Genomic DNA, 17651 nt, shown 5'->3' with positions numbered 1-17651 from the left:
GTATCTCTTCTAATATCCGTATCTATGGGTAGGAAGCAGTGCCTATATGCATGTAGACGCGCAGTGCTTCCTTGCTAGGGTCATAAGATGACAGGCGAATGTGAGCTGGTCAACATTCTTGCTGTGATATGAAAATGCCTCTATTGGGTCATTTTGAGTTCCCGCTCAACTGCCCGCCTCGCCGCCGTTTTGGCTACGTAAACATGAGCAATCTCACTGCTTGTTTTGGTGGGTTGAAAGGCCGTCGATCAGATAGAACGCTAATTGACCCGCGCAGCGAGTGCTTCGGCGCTCTCCTAGGGCTCGGAGTAGCGATCAACCAGGTAGGCGTCCCGACCTCTGGTGAGAAGGGTGAATTTCATCAACTCCTCCATGACATCTATCACCCAGTCGTAGTAGCCGAGGGCTTCATGCGTTCCGCTTCACGGGCGGTCTAGGTTTAGGCTGAGTGACTTTCCTGCAGCCGCTTCCACTCCCGCTCCACTGCCCGCTTCGCCGTCGCCTTCGTGGCATACAGATGCCGCAGCCGCCGCGGCTTACTCTGGTCGCCCTCGCTGAGGGTATGCTCCTTGCCGGTCTTGGGATCGCGGTAGTAGGCGATGATGCCGGTGAAGTCGCTCTGGATCTCGTCGACCAGGTCGGCGACCAGGTCCTCCGGCAGCTTGGCTTCCAGCTCCAGGCGCGTGGTGTAGCCGCCGTTGGCCGTGAGACTGTGCTGGACGTTCCCCCCGTACCAGATGATGGCGTCGATCTCGGCCTTCACGCCCTGGAGGGTGTAGGTGAGTTCGGGCATGAGCTCCGGGCGGCCGAGCGCGAGCTGGTAGGTGAGGGTGGCAGTACCGCGCTGCAGGCGGTTCCACTCGGCCCGGGCGGCGCGCAGCGCGGAGAGCTGGTCGGTGTAGGTGTGGCGCAGGTCCTTCACGTTCTCGCCGCCACCGGCAATGGCCTCCTGTTTCTTGGCGCTGTTGACGTCGTAGTAGAAGGCACGCACGGCGTCGTAGCTCTCGCGATCGGCCTGGAGGTAGTTGTGCTGGTCGCCGTCCTTGCGAGTGAGGGTGACGTGGCCCAGGTCGGCGCCGCTCACGGCCTTGCCGCCGCCGGCCGGGAGGAACAGCAGCCGGCCAGCCTTCACGGTGGCCACCGCGTCGTAGTCCTCGCCCAGGCGGGTCAGGAGGTTGGCGTCCGATTCGCCGGTCTGGTCCAGCTGCAGGACGGGCTGCGCCTCAAGGTCGGGCGCGATGAGCGGGGTGAGGCCCTGGCGTGCGGCCAGGACGCGCAGCACGGCGCCGAGGGTGGTGGCGCTGTAGCTCTGGTCCCGCTTGGTCTTGAGGCCCTTGCGCAGGTCGGCGCTGCGGGCGCGGATGCTGAGCACATCTGGGGCGCCGCTGTGCTCGGTCTCGTCGACGATGTAGCTGCCCTTGTCGATCAGGCCGGTGGTGGACCAGCCCAGCCAGAGGCGGATTTTGGCGCCCCGGGGCGGGATGGCCAGCAGGCCGTCATGGTCGGACAGCACCAGGCTCAACTGGTCGGCCTCGAGGCCGCGGTTGTCCGTTAGATCCAGGCTGATCAGCCGCGGCGCGATGAGGGCGCTGATGTCCTTGCCGTCGACCAGGATCTGGTAGCGCGCCTGGGCATAGGTGGCGCCCTGCACCAGGTCGCGGCCGAGGGTGCGCAGCTGTCCGTAGGCGGTGTCGAGCAGCTCCTGGATCACAACAGTTTCCTCAGCAGGGTGCCCATGCCGGCCATGCCGGCGCCGAGCAGCTCGCGGCCGGTGTCGTCGTCGACGCGCTTGAGGGCGATGCTGAATTCGATGCGTCGCGGGGTGCCGTCCGAGAAGAAGAGCGTCTTGGTCTCCGTGATGCTCTCGATGACCCAGAGGCCATAGATCCGCCCGCTGCCCTCGATCAGCGGCCATGCGCCGCCGGTACCGGCCATGTAGCGCAGCACGTCCAGGCTGCTGGGCGTGCCGGCAAGCTCCGGGGCGAGCCAGCCGGGCAGGGTGATGCTGTCGTCGCCCTTGCCCAGAAATTGGCGCGCCGGCGCGGCGCCCACGCGGGAGCTGCTGGCGTGGCGGTAGTCGGTCTGCCGCTGGAGCTCCTGGTAGGCGAGGGTGTAGAGGCTGAAGATGAAATTGCCGAGGGCCATCATCATGGTCGTCAGGTCCTGTCTCTGAGGCTGCTGCGGCCGCGGGCGGCCTTCTGGTTCTCGATGCGGGTGAGGGCAGCTTGGACCTCGCGGGCGATCGCTTGGGCGTCCATACCGGTGCCTGCGTTGATGGTGATGTTGTAGACGTCGCCGCCTGCGGGTGCCGCGGGCGCTGCGGCGGACATCGCGGAGCGGTCGTCGAAGGTGATGCCGTTGGCCAGCGCCGGAGTGGCGGCAGTACCGATGCCCAGGGCCACCGCGCCGGCACTGGCGATACGCTTGGCGGTGTCGACGATCTGGGCTAGCGGACTGCCTTCACCCTTGCCTAAGCCTATGGCCAGGCCCTGCATGGTGAATTCACCCAGGGAGGCGAAGACGCGGGATGGCGAGTGGATGTCGAGCTTCTCCTTGAAGAAGTTGATTGCGCTCTCGCCGGCGCCCATGACGGCGTTTTTCACCGCGCCCAGGCCGTTGGTGATGCCGTTGACCAGGCCCTGCATCATCATCCCGCCGAGGTCGGTGAATTTGGTGGGGAGCTCGACGCCGAAGTAGGTCATCACTGCCGCAAAGGCGCGGTAGAAGAGGCCAATCGGCGAGAAGTCCAAGATCAGCTTGGCAATCCCAGCAATACCACCCCTGGCTCCTATCTTCATCTCTTCCCATAACCCTCTGAACCACGGGCCAACAGTGCTCCAGTTGGCGTAGAGCAAGGCGCCCGCAGTGACCAGGCCGAGAATGACCGCGGCGATGGGGTTGGCCATCACGGCGGCATTTAGCAACCGGAAGCCGGTGGCCACCAGGGGCAGGGCGGTCTTGCCGAGATCGAATAGCAGGCCGATCAGGCTCGGCAGGCGGATGCCGACCTGGGCGAGCATGAAGCGCAGCGCGAGGAAGGGACCAAGCACGCCGGCGACGCCCAGGGCGATGGTACCGAAGGCGATCGAGACGGCAGACAGCACCGCGGCTACCTTGACCAGGTTGCCGGCGAGGACTGGATTCTCGCGGGCCCAGGCGCCGGTTTTGCCGGCGAGGTCACCCAGCCAGGTGATGATTTGCTTGAGCTGGGGCGCAACGGCGGCGCCGAATTCGGACTGGGCGTTGGTGAAGGCGCCCGTCGCGGCCTCCCAGGTGTTGGAGAGGGTGCCCAACTGCTCGTTGACGCGCATCTGCAGGTCGGCCTGGGCCTTCATCTTGCCTTGGACTTCCTGGTAGCCGGCCAGGCCCTTGGACATCATGTTGTTGAGTGCGGTGAGAGTCTCGGAGTCGTCGCCGAAGACCTGTTTCAGCACGCCCAGGCGGGTCTCGGTATTGAGCCCCTTCAGCTTGTCCAGCTGGGCGTAGAGCTTATCCATGCCGCCGAATTCGCCCTTGCCGTCGGTGAAGTCCAGCTTGATGCCCTTGTCCTTGAGGCCCTTGTTCGCCTTGCCTACCTTGTCCGTATCCATACCCATCTGGAAGATCTTGCGCAGGGCGTTGCCGGCGGCGCCGCCTTCCATGCCGGTCTGGTCGAGCTGGATCAGCAAGGGGGCAAGCGCGTTGGCCGCCTCGAGGCCTTCCTTCTTGATGATGTCTAGCGCCGGGCTGATCTTGCTGAAGCCTTCGAGCATGTTGTTGGAGTCGACGCCCAGGTAGAAGCCGCGCTGGATGGTGTCCATCAGGCCCATGAGGTCCTTCTCGCTGGTGCGGGTGGCGTCCTGCATCTTGGCGGCGAACTCAGCCGCCTCGGTGACCGGCATCTTGAGCTGGACGCCCAGGTAGGCGGCGGCTTCGCCCATGCCGCCGAGGATGGTCTTGGCTGACATCCCCTGGCGCACCAGCATGGTCATCATTTCCTGGAATTCAGCCGTGGTACCGGGCAGACGATCGCCCAGGCGCGTTGCCAGGTCGGAGATCTCCTTGAATTCCCTGGGGGCGGTGCCGTCGCTCAGCATCAGCGAGGCGCGCAGCTGGGTGGCGGCGTCCTCGGCCGGAGCGAAGGCCTTGATCATGCCGAGCACCGGGCCGCCGATCGCGGCGCCCGTGGCAGCCGAGCTGGCGCCGGCCATGGCGGCGTTGCCGGCGAACTCCTGGCCGCGCTTGAGCTTGCCGCGTGCGCTGGCCAGCTTCTCCTGCATGCGGTTCAGGCGCTCGAGCTTGCCCCGCTGGGTGTCGATTGCCGCATTGGCGCTGGTGAGTTGCGCCTGCAGGCGTGCCTGCGCACCGCCAAGATCGCGGGTATCGACACCGGCCGAGCGCATGATCGGCAGCAGGCGCTGCAGCTCGGTTCGCTGGGCGGTATGTTTGGCCTGCAGGCGATCGACCTCGGCCGCAACGTTGGCGAAGCGCTTCTGGAACGCCGCCGAGGGTGCGTCCATAGCTTTGAGGTCCTGCCGATACCCGCGCAGCTTCTCCTGGCCTTTGGCCAGGGCCTCGGCGCTCTGGCGCACGGCCTCGCGCTGGCGCTGGTAGGCGCTGATGTCTTGCTGCTGCTGGTTGAGCTCCTTGACCCGGTCCCGGGCAGCCTTGAGCGCCCGGGCGGTCGCGTTGCCGCCCCCGGCGATGCGTTTGAGCGGGGCCGTGACCTTGTCCAGGGCGGACAGGAGGACGCGGATCTGCAGGTCATTGGCCATCGGGGGAGACTCGCTTGCGGGCGCGTTCGCGCCAGTCCATCAGTTCGGAAACGCTCAGCTGGTCGAGCTGAGCGGGGTGCCAGTGGAAGGTGATGGCGAGATCCGCCATCGCATCCTCTACGTGGCGGGGTAGAGCGCCGCCTTGTCGGACTTCTTCAGCAAAAAACCAGCGATCTTCCCACCCACGTCGACCAAGTCGGCCGGATCCATAGCGCGCAGCTCCGCCTCGGTGAGGGTGGGCTGACTGATACGCGGGGTCACGCGAACGATGGCGTTGACGTCCAACTGCAGCAGGTCGGACAGGGTGATGCCGCGCAGCTCGCCGGCGTTGGGCTTGCGTAAGGTGATCTGCTCGATGGTGGTTTCGCCGCGGACGATCGGCTGGTCTAGGACGACGACGTTCTCAGGGGTGGTGGTGCTCATGGTGGTACTCCAGGTAATAGGCTAGGGCTTGCCCGCCAGAGCGGGCCGAGAAAGGGGTCAGATGCCGAGGACGGCGCGCTGCTTGGCCAGGCGATCTTCACCGCCGACGTTCTCGACGAAGGCCAGGAGGTCGATCTCGATAACGGTTTGGCCGTCCACGATCAGCTTGTAGTAGCTGCACGTGGTGGTGATCTTGTGCTCGGTGTCTTCACCGGGCGTGGCCTCGCCCATGTCGATGGTTTCGTGGCGGCCGCGGACGACGATTTCCACCGCGCTGACGTCGCCGGTGTCGTCCTGCTGGTAGGCGCCGGCGAAGCGCAGGGGTACGGCTGCGGCGCCCACGGCGCCGAATTGCTTTAGGGCGACGAGATCCAGGCCGCCGAGAGTCCATTCCAGCTGAATGCCGTCATCAGAGAAACCGAGGTCGGCCTTGACCGGGCCGTTCATGCCGGCGCCGCGGAAGGCTTCCATCTTGCGGCCCAAGGGCGGCAGGGTGCAGCCCTTGGCGATGCCGAGGTAGCTGTTGCCGTCGTTGAAGAGGTTGAGGTTCTTGAGTTTGCGGGGCATGGCCATGGGGGCAGCTCTCCAGAGGGCGCCACAGGGGGCGCCGAGTGGTCAGGATCAGGCGTTCACGCGGGTCGCGAAGTCAGCCAGGAAGCGATCGGTGATGCGCTGGCACAGGGTCAGGTCTTCCAGCGGCGGGACGGGGGTGTAGTCGTAGTCCAGGAAGAGCTTGCCGGCCTTGAGCGACTCCTTCTCGTTGGCGTCGGCGTCGTACCAGCACTCGCCGCCCAGCAGGTAGCCCTGGCGGGTCAGCTCGCGAAACTTGGCGTTGATGCCCTCGACCAGGTCGCGCACCAGGCTCGGGTGCATCGGCTTGTCCACGGCCCAGAAATGCGCCTCGGCCATGGTGTCGGCCAGCACCTGGGCGGTGCGGGTGTAGTTCTCGAAGGCGAAGAGCGGATCCTCGCTGCAGGTGCGCGAGCCCCAGAAGCGATAGCCGTCGTGGTTGATCAGCGTGGTCACCTCGTTGCTGTTGAGGTAGTCGCTGTCGGTGGCGGTGTCCTGCAGATCCCAGAACACATCCTTGCTGATGCCAGTCACGCCCTCGACGGTGGCGTTGGACAGGGTCTTGTGCCAGCCGATGTCGCGGTCCAGCTGCGCGCGCAGGCCCAGGGCCCGGGCGGTGGCGTTGACGGTAACGGTCTTGTTCTCGGTGGTGGACCAGGCCAGGAATTCCGGCCAGTGCAGCATGAGCTCGCGGGCGCCGAACTGGTTGCGGTAGGCGACGGCCTCTTCATTGGTGGCGCAGCCGTTGCAGTTGGCGTAGACGAAGCCACGCAGCTGTTTGGCGATGGCCACCAGGGCGGTGGTGACGGGCTGGGTGTCCAGGCCTGGCACGCCCAAGATGCGGGGCACCACGCCGAGCTGCGCCTTGGCGGCGAGCAGGGCCTTCATGCCGGTGTATCTACCTGCGGTGACGCCGCCGATGATATTGGACGTGGTCTCAGCCGCGGTGGTGCCTTCGGCCACGCGTACTACGACGGTCATGGGCTTGGCCTGGTCGGCGATGGCCTGCAGGGAGGCCGCGAGCGTGCCTTTGTTGCCGGCCTTGCCGACCGCGCCCTGGACATTGGTCAGCAGGACCGGGGTGTTGAGTGGGAAGGCGGTGGCATCGGCATCGCTGCCGGTGCAGACCATGCCAACGATGGCGGTAGAAACGGTGGAGATGGACCGCGTGCCCTGATTGATCTCTTGGACTCGCGTGCCGTGATGGTAGTCAGCCATGGGGGGTAAGCCTGCGCAGGTGGGTAGGTGACGCTGCACAGGCTGGCGGATTGAGTTGAGCTTTTCCTTAGGCCGCTTTTGTTATAAACATCGCTACAAAAAAAATCTACTTAGTTGTCTTGTCTGATTCGCTATCAATTTTTATTTCAGAAAAACGAACAAGGTCATATTTTAGTATCTCCAGGCTGGATTCACTGCAGCCCTTAACTTTTTTAAAGTCCTGATGATAGTCGAATGCCAACGCAACCATACTCATGAGGAAGGATATTATTGCTCCGGCTACCACAATGCCGAATACCCATAACGTTACGATTTGGAAATTCGGTGGGGTCATGATGGATGTAATTGAAGTGGTCCAGCTTTCTTTCTTTAGAGTAGCCTTCAAAATGAAAAGGGTAAGAGGAACCAAGATGCTTAGCATTAAGACCTTGAGTGGCTTGCTCCAGCTCGTTACTAGCTTGATATAATGGTCAAAATAAGATTGGTTTTTAGTTTGGTTTGATTTTAAATAATCCTGAATTTTCTCAATTCCCTCAACCAGTTCGAAGTAGTCTCTTTTGCTGTATTTAAGATTTAGGGAAATCCATTTCTCTTTAAGCTCGACTGTCGTTAAGTTTTTGTCGAGGTTTAATGAGTTGCGGAAAACCTCCGTTTTTTTATCCTTCTGAGACTCTCCATGGAGGGCTAGGAAAAGCATAAATGTTAGTTCAAAAACTAACATCAGTACAAAGAAGGTGTCTGGTGATAGGAATGATGCATCCCATAGCAGCAGAGCAAGGCAGAGGATCATCATTAGGAGCGCAGACAAAGATATGTATAGTTTTGGATCTCTTTTGGCTGTGCTATTAAATTCATAGCCGAAAGTTTTTCTATAGTTCTTGGCAAGTTGCTTGATTTCTGGGTGGTCCATTAAGGTCATATTCCATGGCTTTGATGTCTATTGCTGCAGGCTTCCAGCTTTCCGGATGGTAACAACTCCAAGGGCCATTATTTGTAGAAAATTTGAGAGCGGCTTCTCAACCAACGTGCTGGTGAAGTATGTATGCCATGTTCGACTGAAGTTTCGCGGGTTAGGGATGAACTGGTGCTGTTAGAAGCAGTGTTATCACGCAGGAAGATTTGGAACACGGCGGCTAGTCGCAGCCAACTTCCCTGGGCTGTATCGGTGCGGCTGTTTCACGTCGAGGGCGTGTGCGCAAAACTCCGAACAAAACCACCGCGACCGGCTCTGGATGCCGGCAGGCAGGATCTGGCTGCCGAGAATGCCGAGCCAGTCGTAGCCGGCGCCGGCTTCCTGCTCGAGCAGCTGCTCGACGTGAGCGGCTTGGATCCAGGGTAGGGGCAGGAAGTCCCACACCGCTGGATCCTGAGCGATCACCTTGGCCCGCACGCCTCCGTCCCGGGGCGAGCTGGTGACAAAGCGACCGTCCGGCATCACCAGCTCGCAATGCGAGTAGGGGCTGCGGGTCCAGGCGCGGATGAGACGGTCGTAGGTGTCGCCCGGCGCCCTGTACAGGGCCAGGCGGATCACTGCGGCGCCGTCCAGGTGATGGCCTCGACCTCGGCCAGCGTCTTGGCCTTGGCTAGTTGCTCCTCGAGCTGGATCTTCTGGGCGATGCAGGCATTGATAGCGTCCTTGCCATCGGTGCCTACCCGCTGGATCTGGGCAGCGGTGTGGGGCCGGTACGCCCAGGAGCCGGCGGCGTCCTGGCACCAGAAGGGGGTGGCCCAATCTTCGGCCAGGCCGGGGAAGAGAGAGGCCAGCACAGACGCCTGTAGGTTGCTCTGGTCGGTCAACTTGGCCGGGTAGCGATGTTCGGCGCCGAGTGCCTTGGACGCGAAGCCTTCGAGGATGGTGGTGTTGCACGCCTCGGCAATGACGGCGAGGCGTGCGGCGACAGCGGCAGGTAGAAGATCCGCCTCACTCGCGAGCCGAACCTTGCCGCTGACCAGGCGCTGACTGGCGTAGTCGTGGTACTGGGCCTCGGTGCATTCGTGCTGGTCGGCTGGCAACTCGAAGGCGTCGTAACTATCAAGGCGGTACAGGCATTGAGCGAGTGGTTGACCCTGGACGTCGAATTGGATGGCGTAGAGCATGGTCGGGGCTCCTGGTCAGAGGGCGAGGTTGTTGGATGGGATGAACCAGTAGGCGGTGTTATGTGTGAGAGAGGGCCAGGTCACCGACGTGGCTGAACCTGACGCCTCACACGACACCGTCACGGTTTCACCGCGCACCACAGCTACCCCAGCGATGTCGCTCATAGGTAATGGCGTGCTGTCACCTGTCGAGAAACTGCCTGACGTGCTTCCGGTGATCTTGGCGACATTGCTGATGCTGGCTTGGGGGGTGTTACCCATATTGAGATGGCTGACAGCCAGGACCATACCGTCGCAAGGCGCTCTGAAAGCCGGATAGGTTTTGGTCCATCGGAAGGCTTGGTTGGCCGCTGGGGTGCCGCCAGAGGTAATGGACGCCATGATCGAGCGAGTACGGCGTAGCAGCGTATTGGCATAGCCATCGGCAACCGAGCCACCTACCAGCCGCCATTCCCCTTCGTTGAGGAATACGAACTCGGCGGTGTCGTTCTGGCCGAGCGTTAGGCTCGCGATGGACTCACCGGACGCCGTAGTGATGGCCACTTCTCCAGGCGCAGCGATGGTCACGCCGGCGGCGGTTGTCGCCGCGATACACAGGGCAGCACCTTGGGCTTTCGGATACCGCGCTAGAGAAATAGCCGGCAGCGTCAAGGTGAAGGTGGTTGCAGCGCCGGCGAGGATCAGGGCGCCGAGGTGGTCGAGCGTCAGCGCGGTCGCTGCCGAGAGACTGGGCAGGGCGCGATAGTGGAGCGCCGCGCGCCGGATGTGCTCGGTAGTGGCCAGGAGGTTCGAGGAGTCGAACTGCGAGGGCAGCGGCGCCGTTGGCTTGTCGGTGAACGCCGGCGACCTTAGCGGAGCGTAGCCGCTGGTGATATCGGTGAAGCTCAGCGCCGTGGTACCCAGAGTGATGGGCGCATCGGTGACCAGCTTCCAGATGGTGTCGGCCTGGGCGGTGCCCTGCTCGACGTAGACGGTCAAGCCTGGAGTGACCTCGCTGCTGGCGTCGGCATCCAGGGCGCGGTTCCAGGTGCCGGCCGCGACCAGGTACAGCCCGTTCTGGCTGGCGGTGTCCTGGTTCTTGACCAGGATCCGATCGCCCACGGCCAGCGCGATGCCGTCGACGGTAGGCGTACCGGACAGGGCCAGATTCGCCGTGGTGGCCACGCGCACCGATTGCTTGTTGTCCAGGCGGTTGACGGCCACGGTGATGGCGTCGTCGACGTACTGCCGGGTGGCCAGCACCACGCTGGGATCGATCTTGAGCTCCACAGCGCTGGTGCTGCTGACGACCAGGACCATGCGCAGCACCTGGGTGCGGCCGGAGCCCTCGGCCAGCTGCGGCTTGTAGCTGGGCGGGGTGTTGGCGACCGCGATGAGGTTGCCGTCCGCATCGATGAGGCCCATCTCGCGGATCCAGCTGCCGCCGGTGGCTTCCGGGATCACCAGCTCGGCGATGATCTGGCTGGTGTTGTTGGGATCCACGGCCAGGGTATTGAGGCCGGCGCGGTACCACTCGCCGACCAGCGCCGTCTGGCTGCGGTTGGGGGTGGGGACAACGCCGCCGCCATCGCCCACCGCCATCTTGGCGAGTTTGAGGGTGGTGTTGAGTGCGGCGGCGTTGGCGAGCTTGGCCTCGCCGATGGCGGTGAGGATGGCGTAGTAGGTCTGGCTCATGGGTAGATGCTCAGGGTGTCGATGGCGTGGGTGCCACCGCCGCCCAGCAAGGCTCGGCTGCTGACGACAATGGCTTCGGGTTGGTAGGCGTAGACGGTGAGGATTTCGCCCTCATAGGCGGCCAGGCGTGGGCCGACCGGGCCGCGGGCTTCGAGGCTGATGGCAAGCCCCAGGAGGTGGCGGCTGACCGGCTTGGCGTCGTCGATCAGGAGCGACAACGCGTCGTACATGGCCTCGGTGATGCCGGTGTCCAGGACGCCGATGTCCAGGCGGAAGGTGCCGGGCGTGCCGCTCGGGTTTTCCTGCCACCACTCGCGGACACGGATCAGATAGCCGAGCGGCTCGACCACCCGGCGCAGGGCACCGATGGTCCCTTTGTGGGCGTGGACGAAGTAGGCCGACTTGATGACCTGGCGCTTGGTAGCCTCGCTCCAGGCGCTGTCCCAGCGATCGACCGAGCGGGCCCAGGCCAGATAGGGCAGCAGGGCCACCGGACAGCGGTCGGGGTCTCCCAGGTCGCGTAGCGGGACCGGCACGTCGCCGATGCTGGCCAGCGCCTCGGCGGCTAGGCGTTCCAGGCGGGTGCTATTAGGTGGGAGCAGGGCTGTCATGCCTCAACTCCCTACGGTGACGCTGGTGGCGGTGCAGTAGGCCGCCTGAGCTTCGGTAGGGGTGATGTCCTGCCAGCCGACCAGCTCGACCCAGGCCACGCCGGCGACGTGGAGGGCGGCATCGATGCCGGAGCGCGGGATTCGTACGCCCAGGCGACGGCGCTGGTTGACGTAGGTGGTGAGGTTCGCCTTGGCGGTGGCCAGGATGACCTCGGCCTCGGCGCCGGTGTTAGCCAGGTGCAGGATCGCCGTTACCTGGTAGCGCAGGATCTGCGCCGATTGCACGGTGAGACGATCGCCCACCGGGCGGACGTCTTCGTCGTTGAGCGCCTTGCTGACGATAGCCAGCAGCTCTGCCGAAGCGGCGCCGTCGCCGGTCAGGGCCTGGACCGTAACGGTCACGGCGGCCGGGCTCGGGCTGGTGGCGCTGGCATCGGCCACCAGGCCGCTGGCGTTGCGGGCATGCAGGATGTAGGCATTGCGCGGGCCGGCGACGCTGAGGCCTTCCCAGGCCATCTGGACGCGTTCGCGCAGGGCATCGTCCGTTTCCATCACGGCTGCAGTGCGCGGCACCGCGCTAGGGTTGGCCGGAGTGACAGCCAGGCGGGTCAGGTTGACGCCGGCAGCGATCTGCTCAAGGTCGGTACCGGTGGCTTTTGCCAGCATGGTAGCCAGTGCGGCCTCGTTGACCCGCTGGCGCAGCAGCAGCTCACGATAGACGTTCTCTTGCAGCAGCTTGGTCAGCGGCTCGGATTCCAGCTCCAGGCGGGCGGAAATGGCGGCCTGCTCGGCTACGGGCCAGAGGCTGACCACCTTGGCCTTGCGCGCGGCGAGCAGGGTCTCGAAGTCGAGCGCTTCGACGACGGCTGGATCCGGCAGTTGGCTGAGATCGATTGGGGTGAAGGTAGTCACCTGGTGCCTCCCAGGGTGAGCAGAGCCCGCAGGCTGACGGCGGTGTTGGTCACGGTGCTGTAGCCCTCGAGGTCGACGAAGGCCTGGCCGGACTTGTCGCCCAGCTCCAGGGCGATGCGGGTGAGGTTGATGCGCGGCTCCCAGCGCAGCAGGGCGATCACGATCACCGCCTTGGCCTGCAGGGCGAGAGCGCCGTTGAGGGGCTGGTCGATGAGGCTGAACAGGTCACAGCCGTAGTCCCGGCGCATCAGGCGGCTGCCGATGGGCGTGGTGAGGATGTCGGCCACGGACTGCTGCAGGTGCTCGAGGTCGGTGACGGTCAGGCCGGTGCTACGGTTCATGCCGTGGGCGCTCCGGACTTGCCACTGCCTGGCTGGACACCGCCGTGCGGGTGCTTGACCAAGCTGATGCCTGCAGCAATCACATCCTCGCTGACGACCACCTTGCCGGTGACGTTCTGGTTGCCGGTCTGGGTGTAGTCGCCCTGGTGGTTGATCGGCCCGATGATGTTGATGCCGCCGGTGCTGGTCAGGTCGGTGACGCCGCCCTCGGGCAGGACGGCGCGCAGGCGGTGGGCTTCGCTGTCGTACTCGACTACGGCGCCGTCCGGGTAGGTGCGGCGGTGCAGGCCGGCTCGATCGCCGTTGGCAGGAATGAACGTGCTGAAAAGGCCGGTGATGGCGACGCCCTGGGTGGTCTGGCCGCTGGGGCTGAGGACCAGGACCTGCTCGCCCACGGTGGGCGGATCCCAGTCGCGGGTGGTGCCGGCGCGCAGGGCGGTCCAGGGCAGCCAGCCGGTCAGCAGCTCGCCGCTCTGAACCCGAATCCGGGCAGGGCGTTTGTCTTGGAGATTGCCGTGGTCGACCTCGGCTACGGTGCCAAGGCGAATCAGGTTCTCGATGAGGCGGGAGAGGGCGGCGGTATCTGTCATGCCAGGGATCATGACAACGGTACAATTTTCAGGCAGTTCTTTGACTTTGTAGGAAACACAGCTACAAATTTAATGCCTGCTTACAGGTGAAGATTAAATCTTAGAGAGGTGGATATGTCGGAAGCTGGAGATAGCAACATCGAGCCGTCCTCGGGCGGGTCAGGTAATAAGGGCGGACGATCTGTTTTGGATGTAAGTGCTGCTGTAACGCTCCTTTTGGCTGTGGCAACTGCTATTTCATATCTAAATGGTCGGGCTTATCATGATGGCTACTTGAGCTATTTAAACTTATCTTCTTCGATGTTTCCGCTGCAGGGTAGTGATGCTGCAGTGCTTTCGGCTGTGGCGTGGATAAATGCGATTGTAGGGTATCTTAATGGCTTGGAGCGATGGCCCTTAAGTGACTGGCTCAAGCTGGCAGGATTTTCGATCGTTTTTATAATTCTTGTGGGGACCATAGTCTACTTTGGAAAAAAGTCCGAAGAGAAAGAGCTTAAAAAGAATAATGGGCCCAAAAAGACATCTTGGTTAAAAACGGTCGCAAAGTCTGGTCTGATGTTTTTCTCTTCGATTTACGTTATATTTTTTTTGCTATTGATGTTTGCAATGTTGCTAGCCTTTCTTATTAGTCCGTTTTTAGAGGTTGGCCGCGATCAGGCCAGAGAGGATTTAAAGGGGAAGTTTAAAGATTCGCCTGTGATATTTTTAAAGGATCCCAAGGGCGCAACTGACCAAGAGTATAAAATAATTGAATGCTCTGCTGTTTTTTGTGCTTTGTATAAGGATGGTGATGTAGTTACAGTTCCAATTGCGAAGGTGGAATGGGCTGTGTCTAAGCCTGATAAGAACTGAGGCTATATTCTGCTTAGGCAATTTAGAATGGAATTGCCTAAGTCTTTCAGCTCTTCATCAGACAGGCCGAGAAGTTCGCGGCGGGCATACCGAACCTCTGGGGCTCGGCGCTCGGCGCGGTCTTTCAGTCCGTACTGGTGGACGCGGGCAATGCGGGAGACGCGGCCGGCGAAGCCAATTACGGCCTGTTGCGGCGTACCTTTGGCTTTGAGGTACCGGGCCATCTTCAGCTTCTCGAACATGCGCCGCTTGATGCGACCCTTCTTGCCGCGTAGATCCCGCGGCTTTCTCGCCTCGAACGGTGAGCCATCCGGGTTCACCTGGGCGCGGATCCGCTGCTGCTGGCTGCGACGCAGCTGCTGGGCAGCCTTCCGGGCCAGCTGGGCCCGGCCGCGGCTCTCGAGCTTCTGCAGGAGCGGCGAGAGCCAGGTCTCCAGCGCCTCGAGGTCAGCCATGGCTGCGACCCGGCTGCGGCGTTTCCAGGGCCAAGGCGTCGCCGGCAGATCCGGATTGCCACTCGGCGAGCAGCTCGCAACCGGTGAAGACCTGCCAGGTGGCCGGCTCCTGGTACTCGGTGTACGGGGATTCGGGTACGTGGCTCAGCTGGTAGGTGTCGTCCGGTTGGCGTTTCACGACCACGCGCTCGGTGAGGGGCAGAGTGATCGCCAGATCTACCTTGGAGTTGTCCAGGATGTCGGCCTCGAAGCCGATGCCCTGGGCGGACTTGTCCAGGTTGGCCAGCAGCTCGGACTGATTCGTCCGGACCCAGGCCAGCAGCGGCAGCATCACGGCGTCCGGGTGGCCGGCGAAGTCGGTCAGGATGATCTGCAGCTCGTAGCCGTACTCCCAGGACAGGCTGGCCGCCGCGGTGCAGCGCAGCTTGCCCTTGTCGATGAAGACCAGCAGCCGGTCAGGGCTGTAGCGCAACTCAGGGACGGCGGCGAGCAGGTGAGCGCGCAGGCTTTCGGGCTTGTTCATGGGTGGGCCTGCTGGGCGTCATAGACCATATCGACCTGGGCGGCGCAGTCGGCCCAGGCAGCTTCCAGGACCTCGCTGTCGTCCAGGAGCTCGCCGTTATTGCGCGGGGCGGTCGACGGCAGCTGGCAGCGCGTTACCACTGGACAGCCACTCACGGTAAGCCGCGGCTCCGGTGAGGACGGGCCGCTGGCGCAGCCGGCGAGCAGCAGCAGGCAGAGGCTGGCCAGCCCACGCCCTGAGTTCAGCGTTTTCATGTTCGAGCTCCTGGATCCGGCGCTTGCGGACATCGATCTCGCGGCGCAGGTCGGTTTGGGTGGTCTGCAGCTGGGCCTGGGCGGCCCGCTGCTCGGTGAGGGTGGCCGTGAGGTGGTCGCGATCCCCGGTCAGCTGGGTGACCTGGTCCTCAGCAGCCTCGCGCTTCTGGTTGGCCTGGTCGATGCGCAGGCTCTGCCCATAGAGGGTCAGGCACAGCACGGTGATCGTCAGGGCCAGGGCGAGCGCGAAGAGCGCCTTCTCCTTCCAGCTGATCATCGGCGGTACCAGCCAGCACGGCCCATGGCCGCCTGGTCCAGGTGTTCGAGCTCGCCGATTACCACGACAGCCCGCACGCCCGGCTTGGCGGTCTGGATGGCTTCGCAGAGGCGCTCAGCTTCTTCAAAGGACGCGCCGGCCGGTAGGATGAAGACCTCCCCATCCTGCGGCTCCAGGCGCTGCACGTCGGTGACGGGTGTCATGCGGCGTCCTTAGTCGGGGCGGCGGCGCTGTAGCGGGCGAAGGCACGCTCAAGCTTCACGTCGTAGAGGTTGCGGGCGTAGGCCGGGCCGTTGTAGCCGCGGGCGAAGTCGGCCCACTTGCCGGCCTTGAGCGCCTTGAGCAGAGCGGGCTCCGCTTTGACGAAGCGGACGAAGGCGTCGAGCTGCTCGGCCTCGCTGGCCTGCATGCGGGTGACGAAGTCCTGGACGCTGGCATAGCCCAGGTCCTGCCAGTGGTAGCCCATGACCTGGAACAGGCCCCAGCTGCACGACTCCAGCGCACAGGCCTCATCGATCTGCCGGGCCGAGGTCAGGCGCTGCCACTCCGCCGCACCGCCGGCATAGCCGCCGGACTTCGGGTTGATCAGGTTCGGGTTGAGGGCCGCCAGGCGATCGGCCTCGGCCTGACCGTGGGCCTTGACCAGGCGCTGGTAGAAGACGTGGCGCTCGAACAGGATCACCACCTTGCCGTTGTCCAGGAAGCCTTCGCCCTTGGACTCGACCTCGTTGACCGCCTGGACGGCCGCGATGGGGACGCCCAGGGCCTTGGCAGCGAGCTCGAGGTCCGCGTAGCCCAGGTGGAGCAGGTCACGCTTGCCGAGCAGGGCGGCGAAGGTCTTCGGGCCAGCGATGCCATCGGCGACTAGGCCGACAGAGCGCTGGAAGGCTTCGACGGCGTGCTCGGTGCCTTCGTCATAGTCGCCATCCAGGTCGACGGTGAAGCCGGCCGCGGTCAGGGCTTTCTGCAGGTCGCGCACGGCCAGGCCGTGGGCGCCGAGGATCAGGATCTTGGGCTGGTTCATCGCGTTTCCACCTTGCGTTCGACGAAGCGTTTGGCTGCGGCGCGAGTGCCCTCGACGCCCAGCAGGCCGATGATTCCGCCCCAGAAGGGGCCGGTGCTGGCAGGGATGCCCAGCAGGGAGAGGCCATGGGTCGCCGCCAGGGCCAGGGCGCCGCAGAGGGGCGCTTCGAGCAGCACGCGGCGCAGGGTGCCGCCGCCGTAAGCGATGCGCAGGGCGGCAATGACGCCAGCCACCAGCCCGGCATAGAGCGCAGGCCAGTTGTGTTCGAGCCAGGCGGCGAGCCAGGCCCAGGTGTCGGGACGGTCGGGCATAGGAGGTTTCTCGTGCATGGGGTCAGTCCCAGAGGTTCACCGGCTGCTGCGTGGCAATGCCGGCAGAGGCTTGGGCGGGGGCGTCTGGCAAGGTGATAGGGGTGCCGATTGGCAGGATGGGGCCCAGCTCGGCCAGGCCCGGGTTGGCTTCGAGCGCGGCCTCGGTGATGCCCCGGGTACGCCCGTAGTGCCGCAGGCAGATCCGGTCCAGGGTGTCGCCTTGCTGGGCGCGCACGACGGTGGCCATCAGATGAGCTCCACGGTGGTCCGGGCCAGGCCCAGGAAGTCGCGGACGGCCCACCGCTGATCACGCCGGTACTCGTCGATGGTGGGCGTCTGAGCCTCGGCATCCTTGTCGCCCTTAGCGGTGCTGTCGTAGCTGCGGTATCGCTCGGCGACCTCGGCCGCAGTGGCGGCATCGATTGCGCGCAGGTACAGGTGAGCGCGCTCGCTGATGCCGTCGACCTGGGGCCCGGGCACGGCGGCCAGGGTCGCGTAGCCGCTGGTGGACTGGGCGAAGCGGTAGCCGGCGAGCTCGCGGTTGACGCCGATGGCTGCGGCGATCACCGCGGCTTTCAGCTTCTCCGTGCTGACGCTGCTATCGATCCGCAGCCGAGCGCGGACCTGGTCCAGCTCGATCGCCGGCCAGAAGGGGTCGGACACCACCTGACCGCTGGCGACGGTGCCGCCTGCAACGAATCCGCTCATGGTGCTGCTCTCGAATGGGTCGCCGGTGATCGGGGCTTCACGGTCCTAGGCGAGGCC

24 protein-coding genes and 2 pseudogenes are annotated in these 17651 nt (G+C 63.8%); 1 reads left to right on the top strand and 25 read right to left on the bottom strand.

Annotated features, from left to right (window positions below; translation table 11 throughout):
- Nucleotides 1-296: 296 nt before the first annotated feature.
- The 16 genes and pseudogenes from APT59_RS22725 to APT59_RS11060 form a co-directional block, all read right to left on the bottom strand.
- Nucleotides 297-424, bottom strand: a pseudogene (locus tag APT59_RS22725) (arsenical resistance protein ArsH); the annotation flags it as partial.
- 15 nt (nt 425-439) lie between these two features.
- Entirely contained in the window at nt 440-1711 is a 1272-nt protein-coding gene (locus APT59_RS11125) for a phage late control D family protein (RefSeq protein WP_027599414.1), read from the bottom strand.
- Nucleotides 1708-2151 carry a phage tail protein gene (locus tag APT59_RS11120; protein ID WP_027599413.1) on the bottom strand — a complete coding sequence of 148 codons (444 nt, stop codon included), beginning with the start codon at nt 2149-2151 and terminating at the stop codon, nt 1708-1710. Before APT59_RS11120 ends, APT59_RS11125 begins: the two co-directional genes overlap by 4 nt.
- Before the next feature lie 5 nt (nt 2152-2156).
- Nucleotides 2157-4754 (bottom strand): phage tail tape measure protein, encoded by a 2598-nt coding sequence (locus APT59_RS11115; RefSeq protein ID WP_059314906.1) that lies wholly within the window; start codon nt 4752-4754, stop codon nt 2157-2159.
- Complete coding sequence (locus APT59_RS22175) at nt 4744-4863, bottom strand: GpE family phage tail protein (protein WP_017640277.1); 120 nt, start codon at nt 4861-4863, stop codon at nt 4744-4746. The genes APT59_RS11115 and APT59_RS22175 overlap by 11 nt, the downstream gene beginning before the upstream one ends.
- 8 nt (nt 4864-4871) lie before the next feature.
- Nucleotides 4872-5177, bottom strand: coding sequence for a phage tail assembly protein (locus APT59_RS11110; RefSeq protein WP_059314905.1), 306 nt, complete (start codon nt 5175-5177; stop codon nt 4872-4874).
- A gap of 57 nt (nt 5178-5234) precedes the next feature.
- Nucleotides 5235-5750 carry a phage major tail tube protein gene (locus tag APT59_RS11105; protein ID WP_059314904.1) on the bottom strand — a complete coding sequence of 172 codons (516 nt, stop codon included), beginning with the start codon at nt 5748-5750 and terminating at the stop codon, nt 5235-5237.
- 48 nt (nt 5751-5798) lie between these two features.
- Complete coding sequence (locus APT59_RS11100) at nt 5799-6965, bottom strand: phage tail sheath protein (RefSeq protein ID WP_059314903.1); 1167 nt, start codon at nt 6963-6965, stop codon at nt 5799-5801.
- Nucleotides 6966-7071: 106 nt separating this feature from the next.
- Nucleotides 7072-7875, bottom strand: a complete 804-nt coding sequence (locus APT59_RS11095) for a hypothetical protein (protein WP_059314902.1) — start codon at nt 7873-7875, stop codon at nt 7072-7074.
- A gap of 195 nt (nt 7876-8070) precedes the next feature.
- A complete protein-coding gene (locus APT59_RS11090; RefSeq protein WP_059314901.1) occupies nt 8071-8496 on the bottom strand; it encodes a hypothetical protein in 426 nt (141 codons plus the stop codon).
- A complete protein-coding gene (locus tag APT59_RS11085) occupies nt 8493-9062 on the bottom strand; it encodes a hypothetical protein (RefSeq protein WP_059314900.1) in 570 nt (189 codons plus the stop codon). The genes APT59_RS11090 and APT59_RS11085 overlap by 4 nt, the downstream gene beginning before the upstream one ends.
- A gap of 15 nt (nt 9063-9077) precedes the next feature.
- Complete coding sequence (locus tag APT59_RS11080) at nt 9078-10736, bottom strand: phage tail protein (RefSeq protein WP_059314899.1); 1659 nt, start codon at nt 10734-10736, stop codon at nt 9078-9080.
- Nucleotides 10733-11347: a phage tail protein I gene (locus tag APT59_RS11075; RefSeq protein WP_059314898.1), complete on the bottom strand. Its 615-nt coding sequence runs from the start codon at nt 11345-11347 to the stop codon at nt 10733-10735. The genes APT59_RS11080 and APT59_RS11075 overlap by 4 nt, the downstream gene beginning before the upstream one ends.
- A 3-nt stretch (nt 11348-11350) precedes the next feature.
- Nucleotides 11351-12259: a baseplate J/gp47 family protein gene (locus APT59_RS11070; protein WP_059314897.1), complete on the bottom strand. Its 909-nt coding sequence runs from the start codon at nt 12257-12259 to the stop codon at nt 11351-11353.
- The gene (locus APT59_RS11065; RefSeq protein WP_059314896.1) at nt 12256-12600 is read right to left on the bottom strand and encodes a GPW/gp25 family protein; all 345 of its coding nucleotides are present in this window, start codon (nt 12598-12600) and stop codon (nt 12256-12258) included. The genes APT59_RS11070 and APT59_RS11065 overlap by 4 nt, the downstream gene beginning before the upstream one ends.
- Nucleotides 12597-13190 (bottom strand): phage baseplate assembly protein V, encoded by a 594-nt coding sequence (locus APT59_RS11060; RefSeq protein WP_059314895.1) that lies wholly within the window; start codon nt 13188-13190, stop codon nt 12597-12599. Before APT59_RS11060 ends, APT59_RS11065 begins: the two co-directional genes overlap by 4 nt.
- A gap of 114 nt (nt 13191-13304) precedes the next feature.
- Between APT59_RS11060 and APT59_RS22415 the strand changes: the two genes are divergently transcribed.
- On the top strand, nt 13305-14042 hold the full coding sequence (locus APT59_RS22415) for a hypothetical protein (RefSeq protein WP_156428947.1): 738 nt from the start codon (nt 13305-13307) through the stop codon (nt 14040-14042).
- Between the two features lie 2 nt (nt 14043-14044).
- Here the strand turns inward: APT59_RS22415 and APT59_RS11055 are convergent, their stop codons facing one another.
- From APT59_RS11055 to APT59_RS11020, 9 genes and pseudogenes are all read right to left on the bottom strand, one after another.
- Nucleotides 14045-14497, bottom strand: coding sequence for a phage virion morphogenesis protein (locus tag APT59_RS11055; protein ID WP_059314894.1), 453 nt, complete (start codon nt 14495-14497; stop codon nt 14045-14047).
- Nucleotides 14490-15020, bottom strand: a complete 531-nt coding sequence (locus APT59_RS11050) for a phage tail protein (RefSeq protein WP_059314893.1) — start codon at nt 15018-15020, stop codon at nt 14490-14492. The genes APT59_RS11055 and APT59_RS11050 overlap by 8 nt, the downstream gene beginning before the upstream one ends.
- On the bottom strand, nt 15017-15274 hold the full coding sequence (lysC, locus tag APT59_RS22640; protein ID WP_217265991.1) for an Rz1-like lysis system protein LysC: 258 nt from the start codon (nt 15272-15274) through the stop codon (nt 15017-15019). Before lysC ends, APT59_RS11050 begins: the two co-directional genes overlap by 4 nt.
- Nucleotides 15198-15551 (bottom strand): annotated as a pseudogene (locus APT59_RS22720) (LysB family phage lysis regulatory protein); the annotation flags it as partial. The pseudogene APT59_RS22720 and the gene lysC, both read right to left, overlap by 77 nt.
- On the bottom strand, nt 15548-15754 hold the full coding sequence (locus tag APT59_RS11040; RefSeq protein ID WP_059314892.1) for a hypothetical protein: 207 nt from the start codon (nt 15752-15754) through the stop codon (nt 15548-15550). The gene APT59_RS11040 and the pseudogene APT59_RS22720, both read right to left, overlap by 4 nt.
- Nucleotides 15751-16575 carry an N-acetylmuramidase domain-containing protein gene (locus APT59_RS11035; protein ID WP_059314891.1) on the bottom strand — a complete coding sequence of 275 codons (825 nt, stop codon included), beginning with the start codon at nt 16573-16575 and terminating at the stop codon, nt 15751-15753. The genes APT59_RS11040 and APT59_RS11035 overlap by 4 nt, the downstream gene beginning before the upstream one ends.
- Entirely contained in the window at nt 16572-16886 is a 315-nt protein-coding gene (locus APT59_RS11030) for a phage holin, lambda family (protein WP_059314890.1), read from the bottom strand. The genes APT59_RS11035 and APT59_RS11030 overlap by 4 nt, the downstream gene beginning before the upstream one ends.
- A gap of 22 nt (nt 16887-16908) precedes the next feature.
- A complete protein-coding gene (locus APT59_RS11025) occupies nt 16909-17133 on the bottom strand; it encodes a tail protein X (RefSeq protein ID WP_059314889.1) in 225 nt (74 codons plus the stop codon).
- Nucleotides 17133-17594, bottom strand: coding sequence for a head completion/stabilization protein (locus tag APT59_RS11020; RefSeq protein ID WP_059314888.1), 462 nt, complete (start codon nt 17592-17594; stop codon nt 17133-17135). Before APT59_RS11020 ends, APT59_RS11025 begins: the two co-directional genes overlap by 1 nt.
- Nucleotides 17595-17651: the final 57 nt, after the last annotated feature.

Source organism: Pseudomonas oryzihabitans, assembly GCF_001518815.1.
GTDB classification, from domain to species: Bacteria; Pseudomonadota; Gammaproteobacteria; order Pseudomonadales; family Pseudomonadaceae; genus Chryseomonas; species Chryseomonas oryzihabitans_E.
This window is presented reverse-complemented; position numbering and strand designations above follow the sequence as displayed.

Excerpts from the sequence above, each read along its gene's own strand:
- APT59_RS11100 (WP_059314903.1), bottom strand. The coding sequence starts at position 6,965 with ATGGCTGACTACCATCACGGCACGCGAGTCCAAGAGATCAATCAGGGC.
- APT59_RS11030 (WP_059314890.1), bottom strand. The coding sequence starts at position 16,886 with ATGCCCGACCGTCCCGACACCTGGGCCTGGCTCGCCGCCTGGCTCGAA.
- APT59_RS11025 (WP_059314889.1), bottom strand. The coding sequence starts at position 17,133 with ATGGCCACCGTCGTGCGCGCCCAGCAAGGCGACACCCTGGACCGGATC.
- APT59_RS22175 (WP_017640277.1), bottom strand. The coding sequence starts at position 4,863 with ATGGCGGATCTCGCCATCACCTTCCACTGGCACCCCGCTCAGCTCGAC.
- APT59_RS11120 (WP_027599413.1), bottom strand. The coding sequence starts at position 2,151 with ATGATGATGGCCCTCGGCAATTTCATCTTCAGCCTCTACACCCTCGCC.
- APT59_RS11085 (WP_059314900.1), bottom strand. The coding sequence starts at position 9,062 with ATGCTCTACGCCATCCAATTCGACGTCCAGGGTCAACCACTCGCTCAA.
- APT59_RS11115 (WP_059314906.1), bottom strand. The coding sequence starts at position 4,754 with ATGGCCAATGACCTGCAGATCCGCGTCCTCCTGTCCGCCCTGGACAAG.
- APT59_RS11065 (WP_059314896.1), bottom strand. The coding sequence starts at position 12,600 with ATGAACCGTAGCACCGGCCTGACCGTCACCGACCTCGAGCACCTGCAG.
- APT59_RS11050 (WP_059314893.1), bottom strand. The coding sequence starts at position 15,020 with ATGAACAAGCCCGAAAGCCTGCGCGCTCACCTGCTCGCCGCCGTCCCT.
- APT59_RS11095 (WP_059314902.1), bottom strand. The coding sequence starts at position 7,875 with ATGGACCACCCAGAAATCAAGCAACTTGCCAAGAACTATAGAAAAACT.
- APT59_RS11035 (WP_059314891.1), bottom strand. The coding sequence starts at position 16,575 with ATGAACCAGCCCAAGATCCTGATCCTCGGCGCCCACGGCCTGGCCGTG.
- APT59_RS11110 (WP_059314905.1), bottom strand. The coding sequence starts at position 5,177 with ATGAGCACCACCACCCCTGAGAACGTCGTCGTCCTAGACCAGCCGATC.
- APT59_RS11105 (WP_059314904.1), bottom strand. The coding sequence starts at position 5,750 with ATGGCCATGCCCCGCAAACTCAAGAACCTCAACCTCTTCAACGACGGC.
- APT59_RS11075 (WP_059314898.1), bottom strand. The coding sequence starts at position 11,347 with ATGACAGCCCTGCTCCCACCTAATAGCACCCGCCTGGAACGCCTAGCC.
- APT59_RS11020 (WP_059314888.1), bottom strand. The coding sequence starts at position 17,594 with ATGAGCGGATTCGTTGCAGGCGGCACCGTCGCCAGCGGTCAGGTGGTG.
- APT59_RS11040 (WP_059314892.1), bottom strand. The coding sequence starts at position 15,754 with ATGACACCCGTCACCGACGTGCAGCGCCTGGAGCCGCAGGATGGGGAG.
- APT59_RS11055 (WP_059314894.1), bottom strand. The coding sequence starts at position 14,497 with ATGGCTGACCTCGAGGCGCTGGAGACCTGGCTCTCGCCGCTCCTGCAG.
- lysC (WP_217265991.1), bottom strand. The coding sequence starts at position 15,274 with ATGAAAACGCTGAACTCAGGGCGTGGGCTGGCCAGCCTCTGCCTGCTG.
- APT59_RS11060 (WP_059314895.1), bottom strand. The coding sequence starts at position 13,190 with ATGACAGATACCGCCGCCCTCTCCCGCCTCATCGAGAACCTGATTCGC.
- APT59_RS22415 (WP_156428947.1), top strand. The coding sequence starts at position 13,305 with ATGTCGGAAGCTGGAGATAGCAACATCGAGCCGTCCTCGGGCGGGTCA.
- APT59_RS11080 (WP_059314899.1), bottom strand. The coding sequence starts at position 10,736 with ATGAGCCAGACCTACTACGCCATCCTCACCGCCATCGGCGAGGCCAAG.